General features: G+C 71.0%; 15 protein-coding genes. 12 read left to right on the top strand and 3 right to left on the bottom strand.

The genetic code is table 11. The features are described from left to right. Positions 1-52 precede the first annotated feature (52 nt). The 9 genes from E4P42_RS06735 (at position 53) to E4P42_RS06695 (ending at position 9,632) form a co-directional block, all read left to right on the top strand. Entirely contained in the window at positions 53-1,660 is a 1,608-nt protein-coding gene (locus E4P42_RS06735; RefSeq protein ID WP_135124320.1) for an ABC transporter substrate-binding protein, read from the top strand. A gap of 44 nt (positions 1,661-1,704) precedes the next feature. After that, positions 1,705-2,631 carry an ABC transporter permease gene (locus E4P42_RS06730; RefSeq protein WP_135124318.1) on the top strand — a complete coding sequence of 309 codons (927 nt, stop codon included), beginning with the start codon at positions 1,705-1,707 and terminating at the stop codon, positions 2,629-2,631. Between the two features lie 14 nt (positions 2,632-2,645). Further along, positions 2,646-3,632 carry an ABC transporter permease gene (locus E4P42_RS06725; RefSeq protein ID WP_135124316.1) on the top strand — a complete coding sequence of 329 codons (987 nt, stop codon included), beginning with the start codon at positions 2,646-2,648 and terminating at the stop codon, positions 3,630-3,632. Between the two features lie 11 nt (positions 3,633-3,643). After that, positions 3,644-4,666 (top strand): ABC transporter ATP-binding protein, encoded by a 1,023-nt coding sequence (locus tag E4P42_RS06720; RefSeq protein ID WP_135124314.1) that lies wholly within the window; start codon positions 3,644-3,646, stop codon positions 4,664-4,666. Next, positions 4,659-5,663 carry an ABC transporter ATP-binding protein gene (locus tag E4P42_RS06715; protein WP_135124312.1) on the top strand — a complete coding sequence of 335 codons (1,005 nt, stop codon included), beginning with the start codon at positions 4,659-4,661 and terminating at the stop codon, positions 5,661-5,663. Before E4P42_RS06720 ends, E4P42_RS06715 begins: the two co-directional genes overlap by 8 nt. After that, on the top strand, positions 5,660-6,382 hold the full coding sequence (locus E4P42_RS06710) for a sulfite exporter TauE/SafE family protein (RefSeq protein WP_135124310.1): 723 nt from the start codon (positions 5,660-5,662) through the stop codon (positions 6,380-6,382). The genes E4P42_RS06715 and E4P42_RS06710 overlap by 4 nt, the downstream gene beginning before the upstream one ends. Positions 6,383-6,443: 61 nt before the next feature. After that, positions 6,444-7,226, top strand: coding sequence for an IclR family transcriptional regulator (locus E4P42_RS06705; protein WP_135124308.1), 783 nt, complete (start codon positions 6,444-6,446; stop codon positions 7,224-7,226). 76 nt (positions 7,227-7,302) lie between these two features. Beyond that, positions 7,303-8,649: an enolase C-terminal domain-like protein gene (locus tag E4P42_RS06700; protein WP_135124306.1), complete on the top strand. Its 1,347-nt coding sequence runs from the start codon at positions 7,303-7,305 to the stop codon at positions 8,647-8,649. A gap of 5 nt (positions 8,650-8,654) precedes the next feature. Beyond that, positions 8,655-9,632, top strand: a complete 978-nt coding sequence (locus E4P42_RS06695) for a 2-hydroxyacid dehydrogenase (RefSeq protein WP_135124400.1) — start codon at positions 8,655-8,657, stop codon at positions 9,630-9,632. Between the two features lie 35 nt (positions 9,633-9,667). Here E4P42_RS06695 and E4P42_RS06690 read toward each other — a convergent pair whose 3' ends face one another. The 3 genes from E4P42_RS06690 to E4P42_RS06680 form a co-directional block, all read right to left on the bottom strand. After that, a complete protein-coding gene (locus E4P42_RS06690; RefSeq protein WP_135124304.1) occupies positions 9,668-10,858 on the bottom strand; it encodes a metallophosphoesterase in 1,191 nt (396 codons plus the stop codon). Between the two features lie 54 nt (positions 10,859-10,912). Next, positions 10,913-11,434: a 2-oxo-4-hydroxy-4-carboxy-5-ureidoimidazoline decarboxylase gene (locus E4P42_RS06685; protein ID WP_135124302.1), complete on the bottom strand. Its 522-nt coding sequence runs from the start codon at positions 11,432-11,434 to the stop codon at positions 10,913-10,915. Positions 11,435-11,517: 83 nt separating this feature from the next. Then, a complete protein-coding gene (locus tag E4P42_RS06680; protein ID WP_135124300.1) occupies positions 11,518-12,006 on the bottom strand; it encodes an inorganic diphosphatase in 489 nt (162 codons plus the stop codon). A 129-nt stretch (positions 12,007-12,135) separates the two neighbouring features. On the opposite strand from E4P42_RS06680, the gene dacB reads away from it, so the two are divergent. Genes dacB through tilS form a run of 3 tightly spaced genes read left to right on the top strand, consistent with a single transcriptional unit; the run spans position 12,136 to position 15,538 of the window. Further along, positions 12,136-13,524: a D-alanyl-D-alanine carboxypeptidase/D-alanyl-D-alanine-endopeptidase gene (dacB, locus tag E4P42_RS06675; RefSeq protein WP_135124298.1), complete on the top strand. Its 1,389-nt coding sequence runs from the start codon at positions 12,136-12,138 to the stop codon at positions 13,522-13,524. Then, complete coding sequence (locus E4P42_RS06670) at positions 13,521-14,597, top strand: zinc-dependent metalloprotease (protein ID WP_135124296.1); 1,077 nt, start codon at positions 13,521-13,523, stop codon at positions 14,595-14,597. The genes dacB and E4P42_RS06670 overlap by 4 nt, the downstream gene beginning before the upstream one ends. After that, positions 14,576-15,538 (top strand): tRNA lysidine(34) synthetase TilS, encoded by a 963-nt coding sequence (gene tilS / locus E4P42_RS06665; RefSeq protein ID WP_135124294.1) that lies wholly within the window; start codon positions 14,576-14,578, stop codon positions 15,536-15,538. The genes E4P42_RS06670 and tilS overlap by 22 nt, the downstream gene beginning before the upstream one ends. Positions 15,539-15,552 lie beyond the last annotated feature (14 nt).

Here is a 15,552-nt window from a genome sequence, read left to right as displayed (position 1 = left end):
GCGGTCACACACCGCATCCACATACGTGGACATCACACTTCCTGGAGGTGCCATGACGCGCTTCGCCCCGGCCTCTCGCCGGAACACTGCGCGGCCGGCCCGCCGCGTGCTGGCCGCCGCATCCGTCGTCACAGCCGCCGCCACGGCGTGCGTGCTGACCGCCGGGTGCACCGTCGCCAACTCCGGCCGCGGCGGCTACGACACCAACACGCTGCGGATCGTCCTCGCGCAGGAACCGCCCACGCTGGAACCGTGCGAGAGCTCGCTGACGTCGACCGGCATCGTGGTGCGCTCCAACATCACCGAACCGCTCATCGAGCGCGATCCGAACACCGGTGACCTGCAGCCGCTGCTGGCGACCGGCTGGCGGCAGACCTCCGACACCGAGTGGACCTTCGACATCCGCCCCGACGTGACGTTCTCCGACGGCGCCCCGATGACCGCCACCGACGCCGCGTTCTCGATCGACCGTGCGGTGAACTCCGACCTGCAGTGCAACGTCGACGGTTACGTCTTCGGCGATGAGAAGCTCGAGATCGACGCCGTCAACGACACCACCCTCACCGTCGCCACCGCGAACCCCGACCCGATTCTGCCGCTGCGCCTGTCGTTCGTGGAGATCGTGCCGCGCACCACGAGCACGACCGAGAAGGTGCGCGAACCGATCGGCACCGGGCCCTACGCGATCGCCGACTGGCAGTACGGCCAGAAGCTGATCCTGGCCCGCAACGACGCCTACTGGGGTCAGCCGCCGGCCTTCCCCCGCGCCGAATACCAGTGGCGTAGCGAGGGCAGCGTGCGCGCGGCGATGATCACCAACGACGAGACCGACATCGCCGTCGGCCTGGGCCCCGAGGACGGGGCGGGCGATCTCGGTGTGCCGTTCCAGAACAACGAGACCACCGCACTGCGGATGCAGGGCACCGAGGCGCCGCTCAACGACATCCGGGTGCGTCAGGCCATCAACTACGCGGTGAACCGCACCGGCATCGTCAAGGCGCTGTTCCAGGGCCTCGGTGATCCTGCTGCGCAATTGATCCCGTCCGGCGTCGTGGGGTACAACGCCGAACTGCAGTTGTGGCCGCACGATCCCGAGAAGGGCCGCCGGCTCATCGAGGAAGCCCGCGCCGACGGAGTGCCGGTGGACCGCGAGATCCGCCTGATCGGCCGCACCGCGCAGTTCCCGAAGATCAGCGAGACCATCGAGGTGCTGCAAAGCGAGTTCACCGACATCGGGCTCAACGTGAAGATCGAGATGATGGACACGTCCAACCAGCTGCTCTACCAGCTGCGGCCGTTCCCGCCGAACACCGGGCCCTACCTGCTGATGATCATGCACGGCAACCAGGCCGGTGACGCCGCGTTCACCATGGACCAGTACATGCTCAGCGACGGACCGCAGAGTGCCTTCGGCACAACCGAATTCGACCGCAAGATCCGCGCCGCCGAGGCACTCACGGGTCAGGACCGCCAGGACGCGTTCGCCGAACTCTTCGCCGAAGAGCCGCAGGAGATCATGCAGATGGCCTACATCGCGCACATGAAGGGCATTCTCGGCAAGTCGCCGCGCGTGGACTACACGCCCAACTCCGCGACGGGTGACGAGATGCGGCTGAGCGAGATGCGTCCCGCCGGCCCCACCCCGACCGACGCCGCCTAGCGGACCAGCCCACCACCACAGCCCAGCCCGGAAGGCCAAGTCCCATGTTCCCATTCGTGCGGCGCCGGATGTACACCAGCGCCCTGCCGTTGATCATCGTGCTGCTGGGCGTGTTCCTGCTGGCGCGGCTCACCGGCGACCCGACCAACCTCTACCTGCCCGAATCGGCCACCCCCGAACAACGTGAGGCGTTCGCCGCGGCCAACGGCTTCGACCAGCCGGTGTGGACGCAGCTCGTCGACTATTTCAAAGGCGTGCTGCACCTGGACTTCGGAACGTCGCTGCGCACCGGGGAATCCGCGTCCGAGATGGCGCTGCGCGCCTTCCCGGCAACGCTGCAGCTCGCGGCGGTCACCATGCTGCTCGCGATGGTCGGCGCGGTCGTCATCGGCTGCTGGGCGGCCTACCGGCCCAACTCGCTGGCCGACCGGTTCTCCAGCCTGCTGTCGATGACCGCGGCCAGCATCCCGGACTTCTGGTTCGCGATCACCGGCGTGTGGCTGTTCGCCGTGCTGCTCGGCTGGCTGCCGACGTCGGGCACCGAGAGCGGGCTGGCCTGGATCCTGCCCATCGCCACGCTGATGATCCGACCGCTCGGCGTGCTCACCCAGGTGGTCCGCGGCGCCATGGTGTCCGCGCTGTCGGCGCCGTACGTCCGGCTGGCCCGCAGCAAGGGCGCCACCGACTTCCGCGTCGTCACCCACCACGCGCTGCGCAACGCCGCGGCGCCCGCGCTCACCGTCGCCGGCGACCTCGCGGTCGCGCTGATCAACGGCGCGGTGGTGGTCGAGGCCATCTTCGGCTGGCCCGGCATCGGCAAGCTGATGATCGACGCGATCCTGCAGCGGGACTTCGCCGTCCTGCAGGCCGCGGTGCTCCTCACCGCCGTCAGCATCTTCCTGCTCAACATCATCATCGACGCCTGCTACGCGCTGCTCGACGCCCGCGTCCGCGAACCGGCCCGAGTCTGAGGAGAGACACCGCCATGAGCACACAACTCGACCTGGTCCCGGTCAAACCGACGACCGCGATCGTCGGCACGCCGGGTAAGGGCCCCAAGAAGGGCACGGCCTCGAAGTGGTTGCGCCTGCTGGTCAACGACCGGGTGGCCGCGCTGGCCGCCGTGGTCCTCGGCCTGGTGTTCCTCACCGCGGTCTTCGGCCCGATGCTGATGGGCGACCTGGCCACCGACATCGACCTGGACAACTCGAATCAGCCCCCGTTCACGCTCGCCCACGGCTGGGCCAACATCCTGGGCACCGACCCGCTGGGGCGCAGCATGCTCGCCCGGCTGGTGGTGGCCGCCCAGACGACCCTGTCGGTCGCGGTGCCCGCGGTGGTGATCTCCGCGGTGGTCGGATCGGCGATCGGAATGTGGGCCGGCTACTACCGCGGCTGGCGGGAGACGGTGGCCATGCGCGTGGCCGACGTCATCATGAGCTTCCCGTCGCTGCTGCTCGCGGTCGTGGTGCTGTACGTGTTCTCGCCCAGCGCCGCCAACATCATCCTGGTGCTGGCCATCACCCGCATCCCGGTGTACCTGCGCACCGCCCGCGCCGAGTCGGCCGAGCTGCAGAGCCGGTTGTTCGTCGACGCCGCACGGACATTCGGCGCCAGCTCGACGTCGATCATCGGCCGCCACGTGCTGCCGATCGTGCTGCCGACGCTGCTGACGGTGGCGACGCTGGACTTCTGCTACGTGATGCTGGCCGAGAGCTCGCTGAGCTTCCTGGGCATCGGCATCCAGCCGCCCGACGTCAGCTGGGGCCTGATGGTCTCGCAGGGCCGCACCTACCTGCACACGGCCTGGTGGCTGTCGTTCTTCCCGGGCCTCGCCATCGTCATCACCACCGTCTCGGCCACGATCCTGGCCGCCTGGGCGCGAATCGCCACCGATCCCGCCCAGCGGTGGCGCCTCACCGTTCCGCAGAAGCGCCTGTCCCGCTTCGCCAAGACCACGAAGCGCATCTGAAAGGCCACGCCATGACCATCGTCGCAGAGCACCCACCCGCCGAGAAGCTGGAATCCGATCCGACCGCGCTGGAGGTCGACGGCCTCACCGTCGACATCCGCACCATCAACGGCACCGTCCGCGCCGTCAACGGCGTGTCGTTCACCGCGCACCGCGGCGAAACACTGGCGCTGCTCGGTGAATCCGGCTGCGGTAAGTCGATGACCGCCACCGCCCTGGTCGGCCTGCTCGAACCCGTCGCGCAGGTGTCGGCCGGGTCGGCGCGGCTGGCCGGACAGGATCTGTTCGCCGTCGACGCCAAGACCCGGCGCAAGCTGGCGGGCACCGAATTGGCCATCGTGTTCCAGGACGCGCTCACCGCCCTCAATCCGCTGTACACGGTCGGCACCCAGCTGGCCGAACCGTTCCGCATCCACCACGGCATGAACGCCAAGGACGCCAAGCGCAAGGCCGTCGAGCTGATGGCCCGCGTCGGCATCCCGCAACCCGAGTCGCGGTTGGACTCCTACCCGCACCAGTTCTCCGGCGGCATGCGTCAGCGCCTGCTCATCGCGATGGGCGTCGCACTGAACCCGAGCGTGCTGATCGCCGATGAACCGACCACGGCGCTCGACGTGACGGTGCAGGCCCAGATCATGGCGTTGCTGCGCGACCTGCGCACCGAGAGCCGGATGGCGGTGGTGCTGATCACCCACGACCTCGCGCTCGTCGCCGAGGAGGCCGACCGGGTGGCGGTCATGTACGCCGGCAATATCATCGAAACAGGGTCCGTCGCCGAGGTTTTCGCCGGCCCCAAGCACCCCTACACCAAGGGCCTGCTCAATTCCGTGCCGATCAACACGGTGCGCGGCGAGCCGCTGAAGTCGATCGGCGGCGCGCCGCCGGACCTGCACTCGATCCCGGCCGGGTGCGTGTACCAGGAGCGTTGCCCGCTGGCCCGCGAGGTGTGCACCACCACCCGGCCGGCGCTCGACGTGACCGGCGAGGGCCGCAAGGCGGCCTGCCACTTCCCCGAGGAGGTCAAGAATGTCTGACACGCTGCTGACCGTGCGCGATCTGCGCAAGTCGTTCCGGGTACCGGGGGGCGGTAAGCGCCGGCTGTGCGCACTGGACGGCATCAACCTGGACCTCAATCGCGGTGAGACGCTCGGCCTGGTCGGCGAATCCGGCTGCGGGAAGTCCACGTTGGCGCGCACCCTGATGATGCTCGAGCGGCCCGATTCGGGCACGGTGCGCTTCGACGGCATCGACCCCTACACGCTGCGCGGCAAGGAGCTGCTCGACTTCCGCCGCCGGGTGCAGATGGTGTTCCAGGACCCGTACGCGTCGCTCAACGCGCGCATGTCCGCCGCCGAGATCATCGCCGAGCCGTGGCGCACCCACAAATCGCTCGTCGAGAACCGGCGCGACCGCGACATGCGGGTGCGCGGGCTGCTCGACCTGGTGGGGCTGGGCGCCAAGGCCGCCGACAAGTACCCGCAGGAGTTCTCCGGGGGTCAGCGTCAGCGCATCGGCATCGCCCGCGCGCTCGCGCTCAACCCCGACGTCGTCATCTGCGACGAACCGGTCTCGGCGCTGGACCTGTCGGTGCAGGCGCAGGTGCTCAACCTGCTGCACGATCTGCAGCAGCAATTGGGCATCGCCTACATCTTCATCAGCCACGACCTGTCGGTGGTGCGCCACGTCGCCGACCGGGTGGCCGTGATGTACCTCGGTCGCATCATCGAAAGCGGTGCCACCGACCCGGTGTTCGACCGCGCGAACCACCCCTACACCGCCGCGCTGATGTCTGCGGCGCCGACCCTGGACGACGGGAAGCGCCGCGAACGGATCCTGCTGCGCGGTGAGGTGCCCTCACCGCTGAACCCGCCGTCGGGCTGCCGCTTCCGGACCCGGTGCTGGCGGGCGACCGACGTGTGTGCCACCGCCGCACCGCCGATCGCCGTCGACCCGCAGGCGCCCGGCCACCAGGCCGAGTGCTACCACCCGCTGCAGAGCGAGGAAGCCGGTGCGGTCACGATGTCGGCGTGAGTATCGCGTCGTATTCGATCATCGCCGCCGCCATCGTGCTGGCGTCGTGCATGCAGGCCTCGATCGGTTTCGGCATGGGCATGCTGGCGGCGCCGATCGTCGCGATCGTCGACCCGGCGCTGATCCCCGCGACCTTGATCATGTTGGCCACGATCCTGACGTTGTTCGTGGTGATCCGCGAACACCAGGCGATCGACATCCGCGGCACCGGCTGGGCGCTGGCGGGCCGCATTCCCGGGACCGTCGCGGGGGCGCTGCTGCTGGCCGCCATGCCCGAACAGATGCTGGCCCTGGCGCTGGCCGGGGTGGTGCTGCTCGGGGTGGTGTTCGCCAGCGCAGGCTGGAAACCGGCGCCGCACAAGCGCAATCTCGTGGTCGCCGGTGCGGCGTCGGGGGTGCTGGGCACCGCCACCTCGATCGGCGGCCCGCCGATGGCGCTGGTGTGGCAGGGCTCCACCGGGCCTGCACTGCGCGGCACGATGAACGGGTTCTTCCTCATCGGTTCGGTGATCTCGGTCGGGGTGCTGGCCCTGACCGGCGAGGTGCACGAGACCACGCTGCGCGCGTTCGCGTTGATGCTGCCCGCGGTGGTGGTCGGCTATCTGCTGTCGCGGTTGATGAACCGGGTGCTCGACCGGCGCAGGCAGCGTTGGCTGGCCATCGGGGTGTCGACCGTCGGTGCGGTGGTGCTGATCGCGCGCCAGCTCGGCGCGTTCTGACCGGCGGACGCACGACGTGAGCGCGGCGATGGTCGATCCGGGACCGGAGGAGCGGTCAAACATGTCCTTGCGCAAGGTGAAGTCGGCCGTGCGCACCGTCGAGCTGCTCGAGTACCTGGCCGGCCGGCACGACCACCCGGCGCGCATCCGGGAGATCTGCGCCGCGCTCGACATGCCCCGCAGCAGTGCCCACGCGCTGCTGCGCACACTGGTCGAGCAGGGCTGGGCGCGCTCGGACGCCTCGGGCACGCAGTACGGCATCGGGGTGCGCGCCCTGCTGGTCGGCACCGGCTACCTCGACGCCGACCCGTACCTGCCGGTGATCGTCCCGTTCCTCGACGACCTGCGCCGCGACCTGGACGAGACGTTCCACGTCGGCCGGCTGGACCGCACCGACGTGGTGTACCTGGCCACCCGGGAGTCACGGCAGTACGTGCGCAGCGTCAACAAGGTGGGCCGGCGGCTGCCCGCGCACGCGTGCGCGCTGGGCAAGGCGCTGCTGGCCGACCGGTTCGGCGCCGACCGCGACGCCGCGATCCCGTCGGTGCTGGCGCCGCTGACCGCCCGCACGCTCACCGACCGCGAGGCACTCGACGCGGCGCTGGAGCAGACGCGGATTCGCGGATACGCCACCGACGACGAGGAGAACGCACCGGGTCTGCGGTGCTTCGGGGTGGCGCTGCCGTACGTCCGTCCCGCCCAAGATGCGATCAGCGTCTCGGTGCCGCTGGAGCGGCTCACCGCGCCGCGGGAACGCGAACTCGTCGACGCGCTGCGGATGGTGTGCGACAAGGTGACCCGCGTGGTGCGGCCGCTGGCCAATGGCGACAAATGGTTCGCATGACGATGCGGAGACTGAATCAATCAATGCCTCATTGGTGTTGGACATGCATAGAAATCGGCTCGTAGGGTGAAGGATCATGACCTCGACACAGCGCACCCCCGTCGTCCGCGAGATGAAGGTCGTCCCGGTGGCCGGCCACGACAGCATGCTGCTCAACCTCAGCGGCGCCCACGCCCCGTTCTTCACCCGCAACGTGGTGCTGCTGACCGACTCCGACGGCCGCACCGGCGTCGGTGAGGTCCCCGGCGGCGAGGCCATCCGGCGCACGCTCGAGGACGCCGCCGCGCAGATCATCGGCAGCTCCATCGGCGACTACCACGCCACGCTGGCCGCCATCCGGCGCACCTACGCCGACCGCGACAGCGCGGGCCGCGGCGCCCAGACGTTCGACCTGCGCGTGACCATCCATGCCGTCACCGCGGTCGAGTCGGCCCTGCTGGACCTGCTCGGCCAGTACCTCGAGGTGCCGGTGGCCGCCCTGCTCGGCGACGGTCAGCAGCGCGAGCGCGTCCCGGCGCTGGGCTACCTGTTCTACATCGGTGACCGCACCAAGACCGATCTGGCCTACCGCAGCCCGGCCGACGAGGACGCCGGCGCCGACGACTGGATGAAGCTCCGCCATACCGAGGCGCTCACCCCCGAGGCGGTGGTGCGCCTCGCCGAGGCCGCGCAGCAGCGCTACGGGTTCGCCGACTTCAAGCTCAAGGGCGGTGTGCTGGCCCCCGCCGAGGAGGCCAAGGCCGTCACCGCACTCGCCGAACGGTTCCCCGAGGCGCGAATCACGTTGGACCCCAACGGCAGCTGGCTGCTCGACGAGGCGGTGCGCACCTGCCGCGACCTCGTCGGTGTGCTGGCCTACGCCGAGGACCCGGTCGGTCCCGAGGGCACCTTCTCCGGCCGTGAGGTGATGTCGGAGTTCAAGCGGGCCACCGGCCTGCCGACCGCCACCAACATGATCGCCACCGACTGGCGCGAGATGGGTCATGCGATCCGCTCGGGCGCCGTCGACATCCCACTCGCCGATCCGCACTTCTGGACGCTGCACGGTTCGGTGCGCGTCGCGCAGCTGTGCGACGCCTGGGGTCTGACGTGGGGTTCGCACTCCAACAACCACTTCGACGTGTCACTGGCGATGTTCACCCACGCGGCGGCCGCCGCGCCGGGCACCATCACCGCCATCGACACGCACTGGATCTGGCAGGACGGGCAGCGGATCACCAAGGAGCCGTATGTGATCACTGACGGCCACCTGACCGTGCCGGACCGGCCGGGCCTCGGCGTGGAGATCGACCACGACGCGCTCGCCGCCGCCAACGAGCTCTACCAGCGCGAGGGCCTCGGCGCCCGCGACGATGCGGCCGCCATGCGGTTCCTGGTACCGGACTGGACGTTCGACAGCAAGCGGCCGGCGCTGCACCGGTGACGTCGATGAAGGTCGTGGTCGCCGACACCAATCTCTTCCCGCACCGCGCGCGGTTCGAATCTGCGCTGCCGGCGGGAACCGAGGTGTACTGGAGCGACCCGGCCGATCCGGCGGCGCTGCGCGAAGCGGTCCGCGACGCGGACGTCTACGTCGGCGGTCGTTTCGCGGCCGAGCTCGCCACCGTGGCGCAGCGGCTGCGGCTGGTTCACGCCGCGGGCGCGGGCACCGACAAGATCGCGTTCGACGCGCTGAGCGCCGACGTCCTGGTGGCCAACACCTTTCGCCACGAACAGTCCATCGCCGAGTACATCGTCGCGACCGCGGTGCTGATGCGCCGACGGTTCCTCGAACAGGACCGCGCGCTGCGCACCGGCCGGTGGGCGACCTCGGTCTACGACCGCTCGATCCCCCAGCCCGCCGCGTTGTGCGGCGCGCTGGTCGGGTTCGTCGGATTCGGGCACATCGGCCGGCGCAGCTGGGACGTGCTGCGCGCGCTGGGCGCCGACGGTATCGCCGTCACCGGCAGCGGACGGCTCGACGCGGCCGCCGAACAGCTGCGGTGGGCCGGCGACACCGGACAGCTGACCCGGCTGATGACCGAGGCCGACGTCGTCGTGGTGTCCGCCCCGCTGACCGAGCGCACCGTCGGCATGATCGGCGCCGACGAGCTGCGCGCGCTCGGCCCGGCCGGGGTGCTGATCAACGTCGGACGCGGTCCGCTGGTCGCCGAAGCAGCACTGTACGAGGCGCTTTCGCAGGGCGTGATCGGCGGCGCGGCGATCGACGTCTGGTACACCTATCCCGGCGCCGACGGGTACGGCCAGCCGAGCGACCTGCCGTTCGGCGAACTGCCGAACGTGCTGATGACCCCGCACTCCTCGGGCGTCACCGACCACACGTTCTCCGGCCGGTGCGACGACATCACCGACAACATCGGCCGCCTGCAGCGCGGCGAGACGCTGCGCAACCTCGTCAGCGCCTGAGCCGCTCGCCACACCTCGACCGGCGGCCGGAAGGCTCAGGCGTCGTCGCGCAGCGACAGCACGGTGATGTCCGGTGGGGCGCCGATCCGCACCGGTGGTCCCCAGAAGCCGGCGCCGCGCGACACGTACAACTGCGTGTCACCGACCGTCGAGAGGCCGGCCAGCGCCGGCTGCACAGCCTCGACGACGTAGTGGAACGGCCACATCTGACCGCCGTGGGTGTGGCCGGACACCTGCAGGTCCACACCGCGCGCGGCGGCCTCGGTGACCTGGATGGGCTGGTGGGCCAACAGGACCGTGGGCCGGGCGGCGTCCACCCCGGCCAGGGCTCGGTCGAAATCGGGCGGATCGTTGCGCTCCTCGCCGGCCACGTCGTTCACCCCGGCGAGGTCGAACGCCGCACCGCCCCGGCGGATCACCGTGTTCTCGTTGCGCAGCGGCTGCACCCCGAGGCGTTCGATCTCGGTCAGCCACGACACGGGATCGTCGACGAAGTACTCGTGGTTGCCGGTGACGAAGAACGCGCCCTCGCGTGCGTTCAGATCGCGCAACGGCGCTGCGGCAGGGCCGAGTTCGGCGACCGTCCCGTCCACCAGGTCGCCGACGATCGCCACCAGGTCCGGCTCGGTCTCGTTGATCATCCGCACGATCCGCTCGGTGTGCGCCCGCCCCAGCAGCGGCCCGAGGTGGATGTCCGACACCACCGCGATGCGGAATCCGCGCAGCGCCGGGTCGAGTCGCCGCAGCCGCACCGGCACCTGCAGGACGTCGGGCGGCCCCAGCGCGGTGGTCGCGCCGAGCGTGACCAGACCGGCCGACGCCGCGCCCGCGGCCACCGCCGTGGTCCGCGCCAGGAACACCCGCCGGTTCATGGCCGAATCAGCGGGTGCGGCAACGGGATCGGCGTCGGGCGCGGATTGGGCAACCCGGGCTCGCCGCACCCAGCCACGCAGCGCCAGCCGGACCGGTTCCAACACCAGCAGCGCCAGGAACAGATTGGCGGCCAGGGCGAACCAGAAGTAGCCCGGCCAGGCGTACCACCCGGCCTCGCGCACCCCCGCCACGCGCGGCCCGATCAGCGTCGCGAGCAACAATCCGAACAGCGCCACCACCGCCGCGCTCAACGCCCAGCGGGTGCGGCCCGGTCGGGTGGTGTCCTTGACCAGACGCTTCCACAGATAGAGGTGGATCAGCGCGAGGACGGTACCGAGGATGACGAGGAACAAGCGCGCTACCGGAGTGCCGAACTGGGTGTCACCCGGCCAGCCTAGGGGAGCCGCTCACCAGTTGTGATAGCCGCCTTCGGGTCCGAGCATCCGCTGCAGCCGGGTGCGGTTGACCCGGGCCAGCTCGTTGCGCACCACCTTGCGTTCGGTGTCGAGGTCGTGGTGCAGCCGGTCGCTCATCGCGGTCAGCACATCGTCGGCGGAGAATCCGTTGACGTACATCACGAAGCCGAACCCGAAGTGTTCGAGGTAGCGCCGGGACGCGTCGGCCAGCCGGGCCATCACCTCGGGGCGCTCGTCGCACACCGCGCACTGCTCGGCCGCCGACTTCTCGCTGCCGGGCCGGCGGCCGACGTCCGGGTAGGCCTGCAGTATCGAGTCGACCGAGTCCTCGGACAGCCCGAACAGCAGCGTGTCGGCGGCGCGCAGGAGCGCGTCGTGGTCGGGGTAGGGCCGACCGCGGGCCAGGTCGGCGGCCAGCGGCACGCTGTAGCAGCACTCGTACACCGCATGCACCGCGCGGCGCATCGGCATGGCGTTGTAGGCCGCCAGCCCGATGCCCTGATGCAACAGCATGCGGCCATGATGAGAGCCGCAGACCACGGCGGCGTTACGCCGTGTTACGGGCGGGCTAAATCCTCCGCCGGGTCAGCGGCCCGTCAGTGCGATTCGGTCTTGGCGCGCTCGAACGACCGCGTGATCTCGGCCTCGGCATCCTCGCGGCCGGTCCAGTCGGCGGCCTTGACGTACTTGTTCGGCTCCAGGTCCTTGTAGTGGACGAAGAAGTGCTTGACCTCTTCGAGCACCTGCTCGGGCACGTCCGCCAGTTCCTTGACGTGGTCCCAGCGCTTGTCGCCCGCCGGCACGCACAGCACCTTGTCGTCGCCGCCGGCCTCGTCGGTCATCTGGAACATCGCGACCGGACGTGCCTCGACGATGCAGCCGGGGAAGACCGACTCCGGCAGCAGCACCAGCGCGTCGAGCGGATCGCCGTCCTCACCGAGGGTGTCCTCGATGAACCCGTAGTCCAGGGGGTAGGCCATCGACGTGTAGAGGTAGCGGTCCAGCTTCACCCGGCCGGTCTCGTGGTCCACCTCGTACTTGTTGCGCGACCCCTTCGGGATCTCGATGACGACGTCGAACTCCACCGCTGTCGGCTCCTTCGCATGTGTTCGCACCAGGGGTCGTCGGGTGACGACGCGGGTCCACAGTAAACGAGCGATACCCTGCTGTAAGCACAGGTGGCTCGGTCACCCCATCGGAACAGCAGGAGTGTTATGCGGCCCACCAGGTGGCGGCGGTCCACCCATGTGGTGATCGGCGTAGTGGTGCTGTTGCTGGCCGCCGTGATCGTCGCGGTGGCCGCAGTGGTCACCACCGGCCGCGGCGGCGAGGCGCAGGCCGCCAAACCCCTTCCCGCCCCGGCCACCGCGAATCCCGGCATCGTGCCCGTCGCCGACAGCGCGCCCCCGCCCACCGGCGCCGGCCTGGCCGCCGCGCTGGCCCCGGCGCTGGCCGACCCCAACCTCGGCGAGCTGGGCGGCCGGATCACCGACGCGCTCACCGGCGACGTGCTGTGGGAACAGCGCGCCGACGTGCCGATGCAGCCGGCGTCGACCAACAAGGTGCTCACCGCCGCCGCGGCGCTGCTCACGCTGGACCGGGAGGCGCGGCTGACCACCACCGTGGTCGCCGGCGACCAGACCACCGATCCCGGTCTGGTGGTGCTCAAGGGCGGCGGCGACCCCACGCTGTCGGCGGCGCCGCCGGGCACCGACACCTGGTACAAGGACGCCGCCCGGATCACCGACCTCGCCGATCAGGTCCGGCGCAGCGGGATCGAGGTCACCGCGGTGGCCGTCGACGTCAGCGCCTACACCGGACCGCTGATGGCGCCGGGCTGGGACCCGCTGGACATTCCCGGCGGCGACATCGCCCCGATCGTGCCGGTGATGCTCGACGCGGGCCGCACCCAGCCCGTCAGCGTGGAGTCACGGCGCTCACCCACCCCGGCCACCGACGCCGGCCGCGCGCTGGCCGTCGCGCTCGGCATCGACCCGGCGGCGGTGACGCTGCTGCCGGGGCCCTACACCGGGGGCAGGCAGATCGCCGCGGCGCAGTCGCCGCCGCTGATGGAGCGGCTGCGCGTGATGATGAACGCCTCGGACAACGTGATGGCCGAGTCGATCGGTCGTGAGGTGGCCGCCCAGCTGGGCCGTCCGCAGAGCTTCGCGGGCGCCGCACAGGCCGTGCTCGCGCAATTGGCCGGCGCCGGGATCGACACCACCGGCGCAGTCCTGGTCGACTCCAGTGGGCTGTCCGTCGACGACCGGCTCACCGCGCGCACCCTCGACGAGGTCGTGACCGCAGCGGCCGGGGACGACCGGCCCGAACTGCGGCCGCTGGTCGACCTGCTGCCGATCGCCGGGGGCAGCGGCACGCTGTCCAACCGGTACGTCGACACCGAGGCGGGCAAGGCCGCCGCGGGTTGGCTGCGCGCCAAGACCGGCTCGCTGACCGGCACCAACTCGCTGGCCGGCATCGTCACCGACGACCGCGGCCGCGTGCTGGCGTTCGCGCTGATGTCCAACAACGCCGGGCTGTCCGGACGCACCGCGCTCGACGCGCTGGCCGCCACGCTGCGGGCCTGTGGGTGCGGGTCATGAACGCCGAGACCGTCACCGTCGGCCGCACCGTCGACTGGCGATTCGCCGCGACCGTCGGCACGAAACTCGCCCGGCCGGGGCCTGCGGCCAGCGACTACACCCGCCGCCAGGTCATCGACCAGCTGGCGTCCGCGTCGCGGGAGGCCGAGCTGCCGGTGCGCGAGGTGACCGGCCTCAACGAGGGACAGGCCGTCACCGAGGCCCGCATCGTCGACCGGCCGCAGTGGATCACGGCTGCGACGCAGTCGATGCGGGTGATGACCGGCGGCACCGACGAACCGCGCGGGTTCGTCACCGGCCGCGTCACGGGCGCGCAGACCGGGGCGGTGCTCGCCTTCGTGTCGGCGGGGATCCTCGGGCAGTACGACCCGTTCGCGGCCGGCGGCGGGCAGGAACGAAGTGACTCGGCAAAGGCGCCAGGCGGTGAACTTCTCCTGGTGTGGCCCAACGTGATTGCGGTCGAGCGACAGTTGCGGGTGTCGCCTGCCGACTTCCGGCTGTGGGTGTGCCTGCACGAGGTGACCCACCGCGTGCAGTTCCGCGCCAATCCGTGGCTGGCCGACCACATGTCCTCGGCGCTGGGCGTGCTCACCCGCGACGCCGGTGACGACGTCACCGAGGTGGCCGCGCGGCTGGCCGAATTCGTCCGCAACCGGCGCAACCACCAGGCCGCTCCCGGCTCGAGCGGTGTCATCGGGTTCATGCGGGCCATGCAGGGCGACGAGCAGCGCACCGCGCTGGACCAGCTGCTGGTGCTCGGCACCCTGCTCGAGGGGCACGCCGACCACGTGATGGACGCCGTCGGCCCCACGGTGGTCCCATCGGTCGCCACGATCCGGCGCCGCTTCGACGAACGGCGCCGCCGCAGTCAGCCGCCGCTGCAGCGGGTGCTGCGGGCGCTGATCGGGGTGGACGCGAAGATGGACCAGTACACCCGCGGCAAGGCGTTCGTCGACCACGTCGTGTCGACGGTCGGCATGACGCGTTTCAATACGATCTGGTCCGGACCCGAGACGCTGCCGCTGCCCTCCGAGATCGACGAGCCGCAGCGATGGATCGACCGGGTGCTGTAGCCCAGCTGCACCGGGTGGTGTCGCGGTTCGCCGACCGGCACCTGCCCGGCCGGGACCGCTGGTGTGTGGCGCTGTCCGGCGGCGCCGACTCGCTGGCCCTGACCGCGGTGGCCGCCGGCCTGCGGCCGACCACCGCGCTGATCGTCGACCACGGCCTGCAGCCCGGCTCGGCCGACGTCGCCGCCGCGGCCCGAGACCAGGCGCTACGGCTCGGCTGCATCGACGCCCTGGTGCTGTCCGCCGTGGTCGGCACCGCCGGTGGCCCCGAGGCCGCGGCCCGCACCGCCCGCTACACCGCGCTGCGCGACGCGCACCGCGGCGCCCCGGTGCTGATCGCCCACACCCTCGACGATCAGGCCGAGACCGTCCTGCTCGGGCTGGGCCGCGGGTCGGGGCCGAGGTCGGTCGCGGGCATGCGGGCCTGTGACCCGCCGTGGTACCGCCCGCTGCTGGAGGTGCCCCGCAGCCAGACCGCCGCCGCCTGCGCCGAACTCGGGCTGAGGCCGTGGACCGATCCGCACAACAGCGATCCCCGCTACACCCGCAGCCGGCTGCGCCACGAGGTGTTGCCGCTGCTCGAGGACGTCCTCGCCGGCGGCGTCGCCGAGGCGCTGGCAACCACCGCCGCCGCCCTGCGGGAGGACAACGACGCGCTCGACGACCTCGCCGCCCGCGCGGGCCGCGACGTGGCGGTCGGCGACGGCCTCGACACCGCGGGGCTGGCGCGCCTGCCCACCGCGGTGCGCAGGCGGGTGATCCGGGCCTGGTTGCTGGCCGGCGGCGCGCGCGGACTGACCGATCTGCAGATCCGGGCGGTCGACACGCTGGTCATCGACTGGCGCGGCCAGGGCGGCGTGGCGGTCCCGTCCCCGCTGACGCGGCGACGCCTGTTCGCGGTCCGCCGCAACGGGGTGCTCGGCCTCACGCAGGAGCCGGTGTGAGAACACCCGCGTGG

This window comes from Mycobacterium sp. PS03-16, from assembly GCF_004570325.1.
In the GTDB taxonomy this organism is placed as follows: Bacteria; Actinomycetota; Actinomycetes; order Mycobacteriales; family Mycobacteriaceae; genus Mycobacterium.
This window is presented reverse-complemented; position numbering and strand designations above follow the sequence as displayed.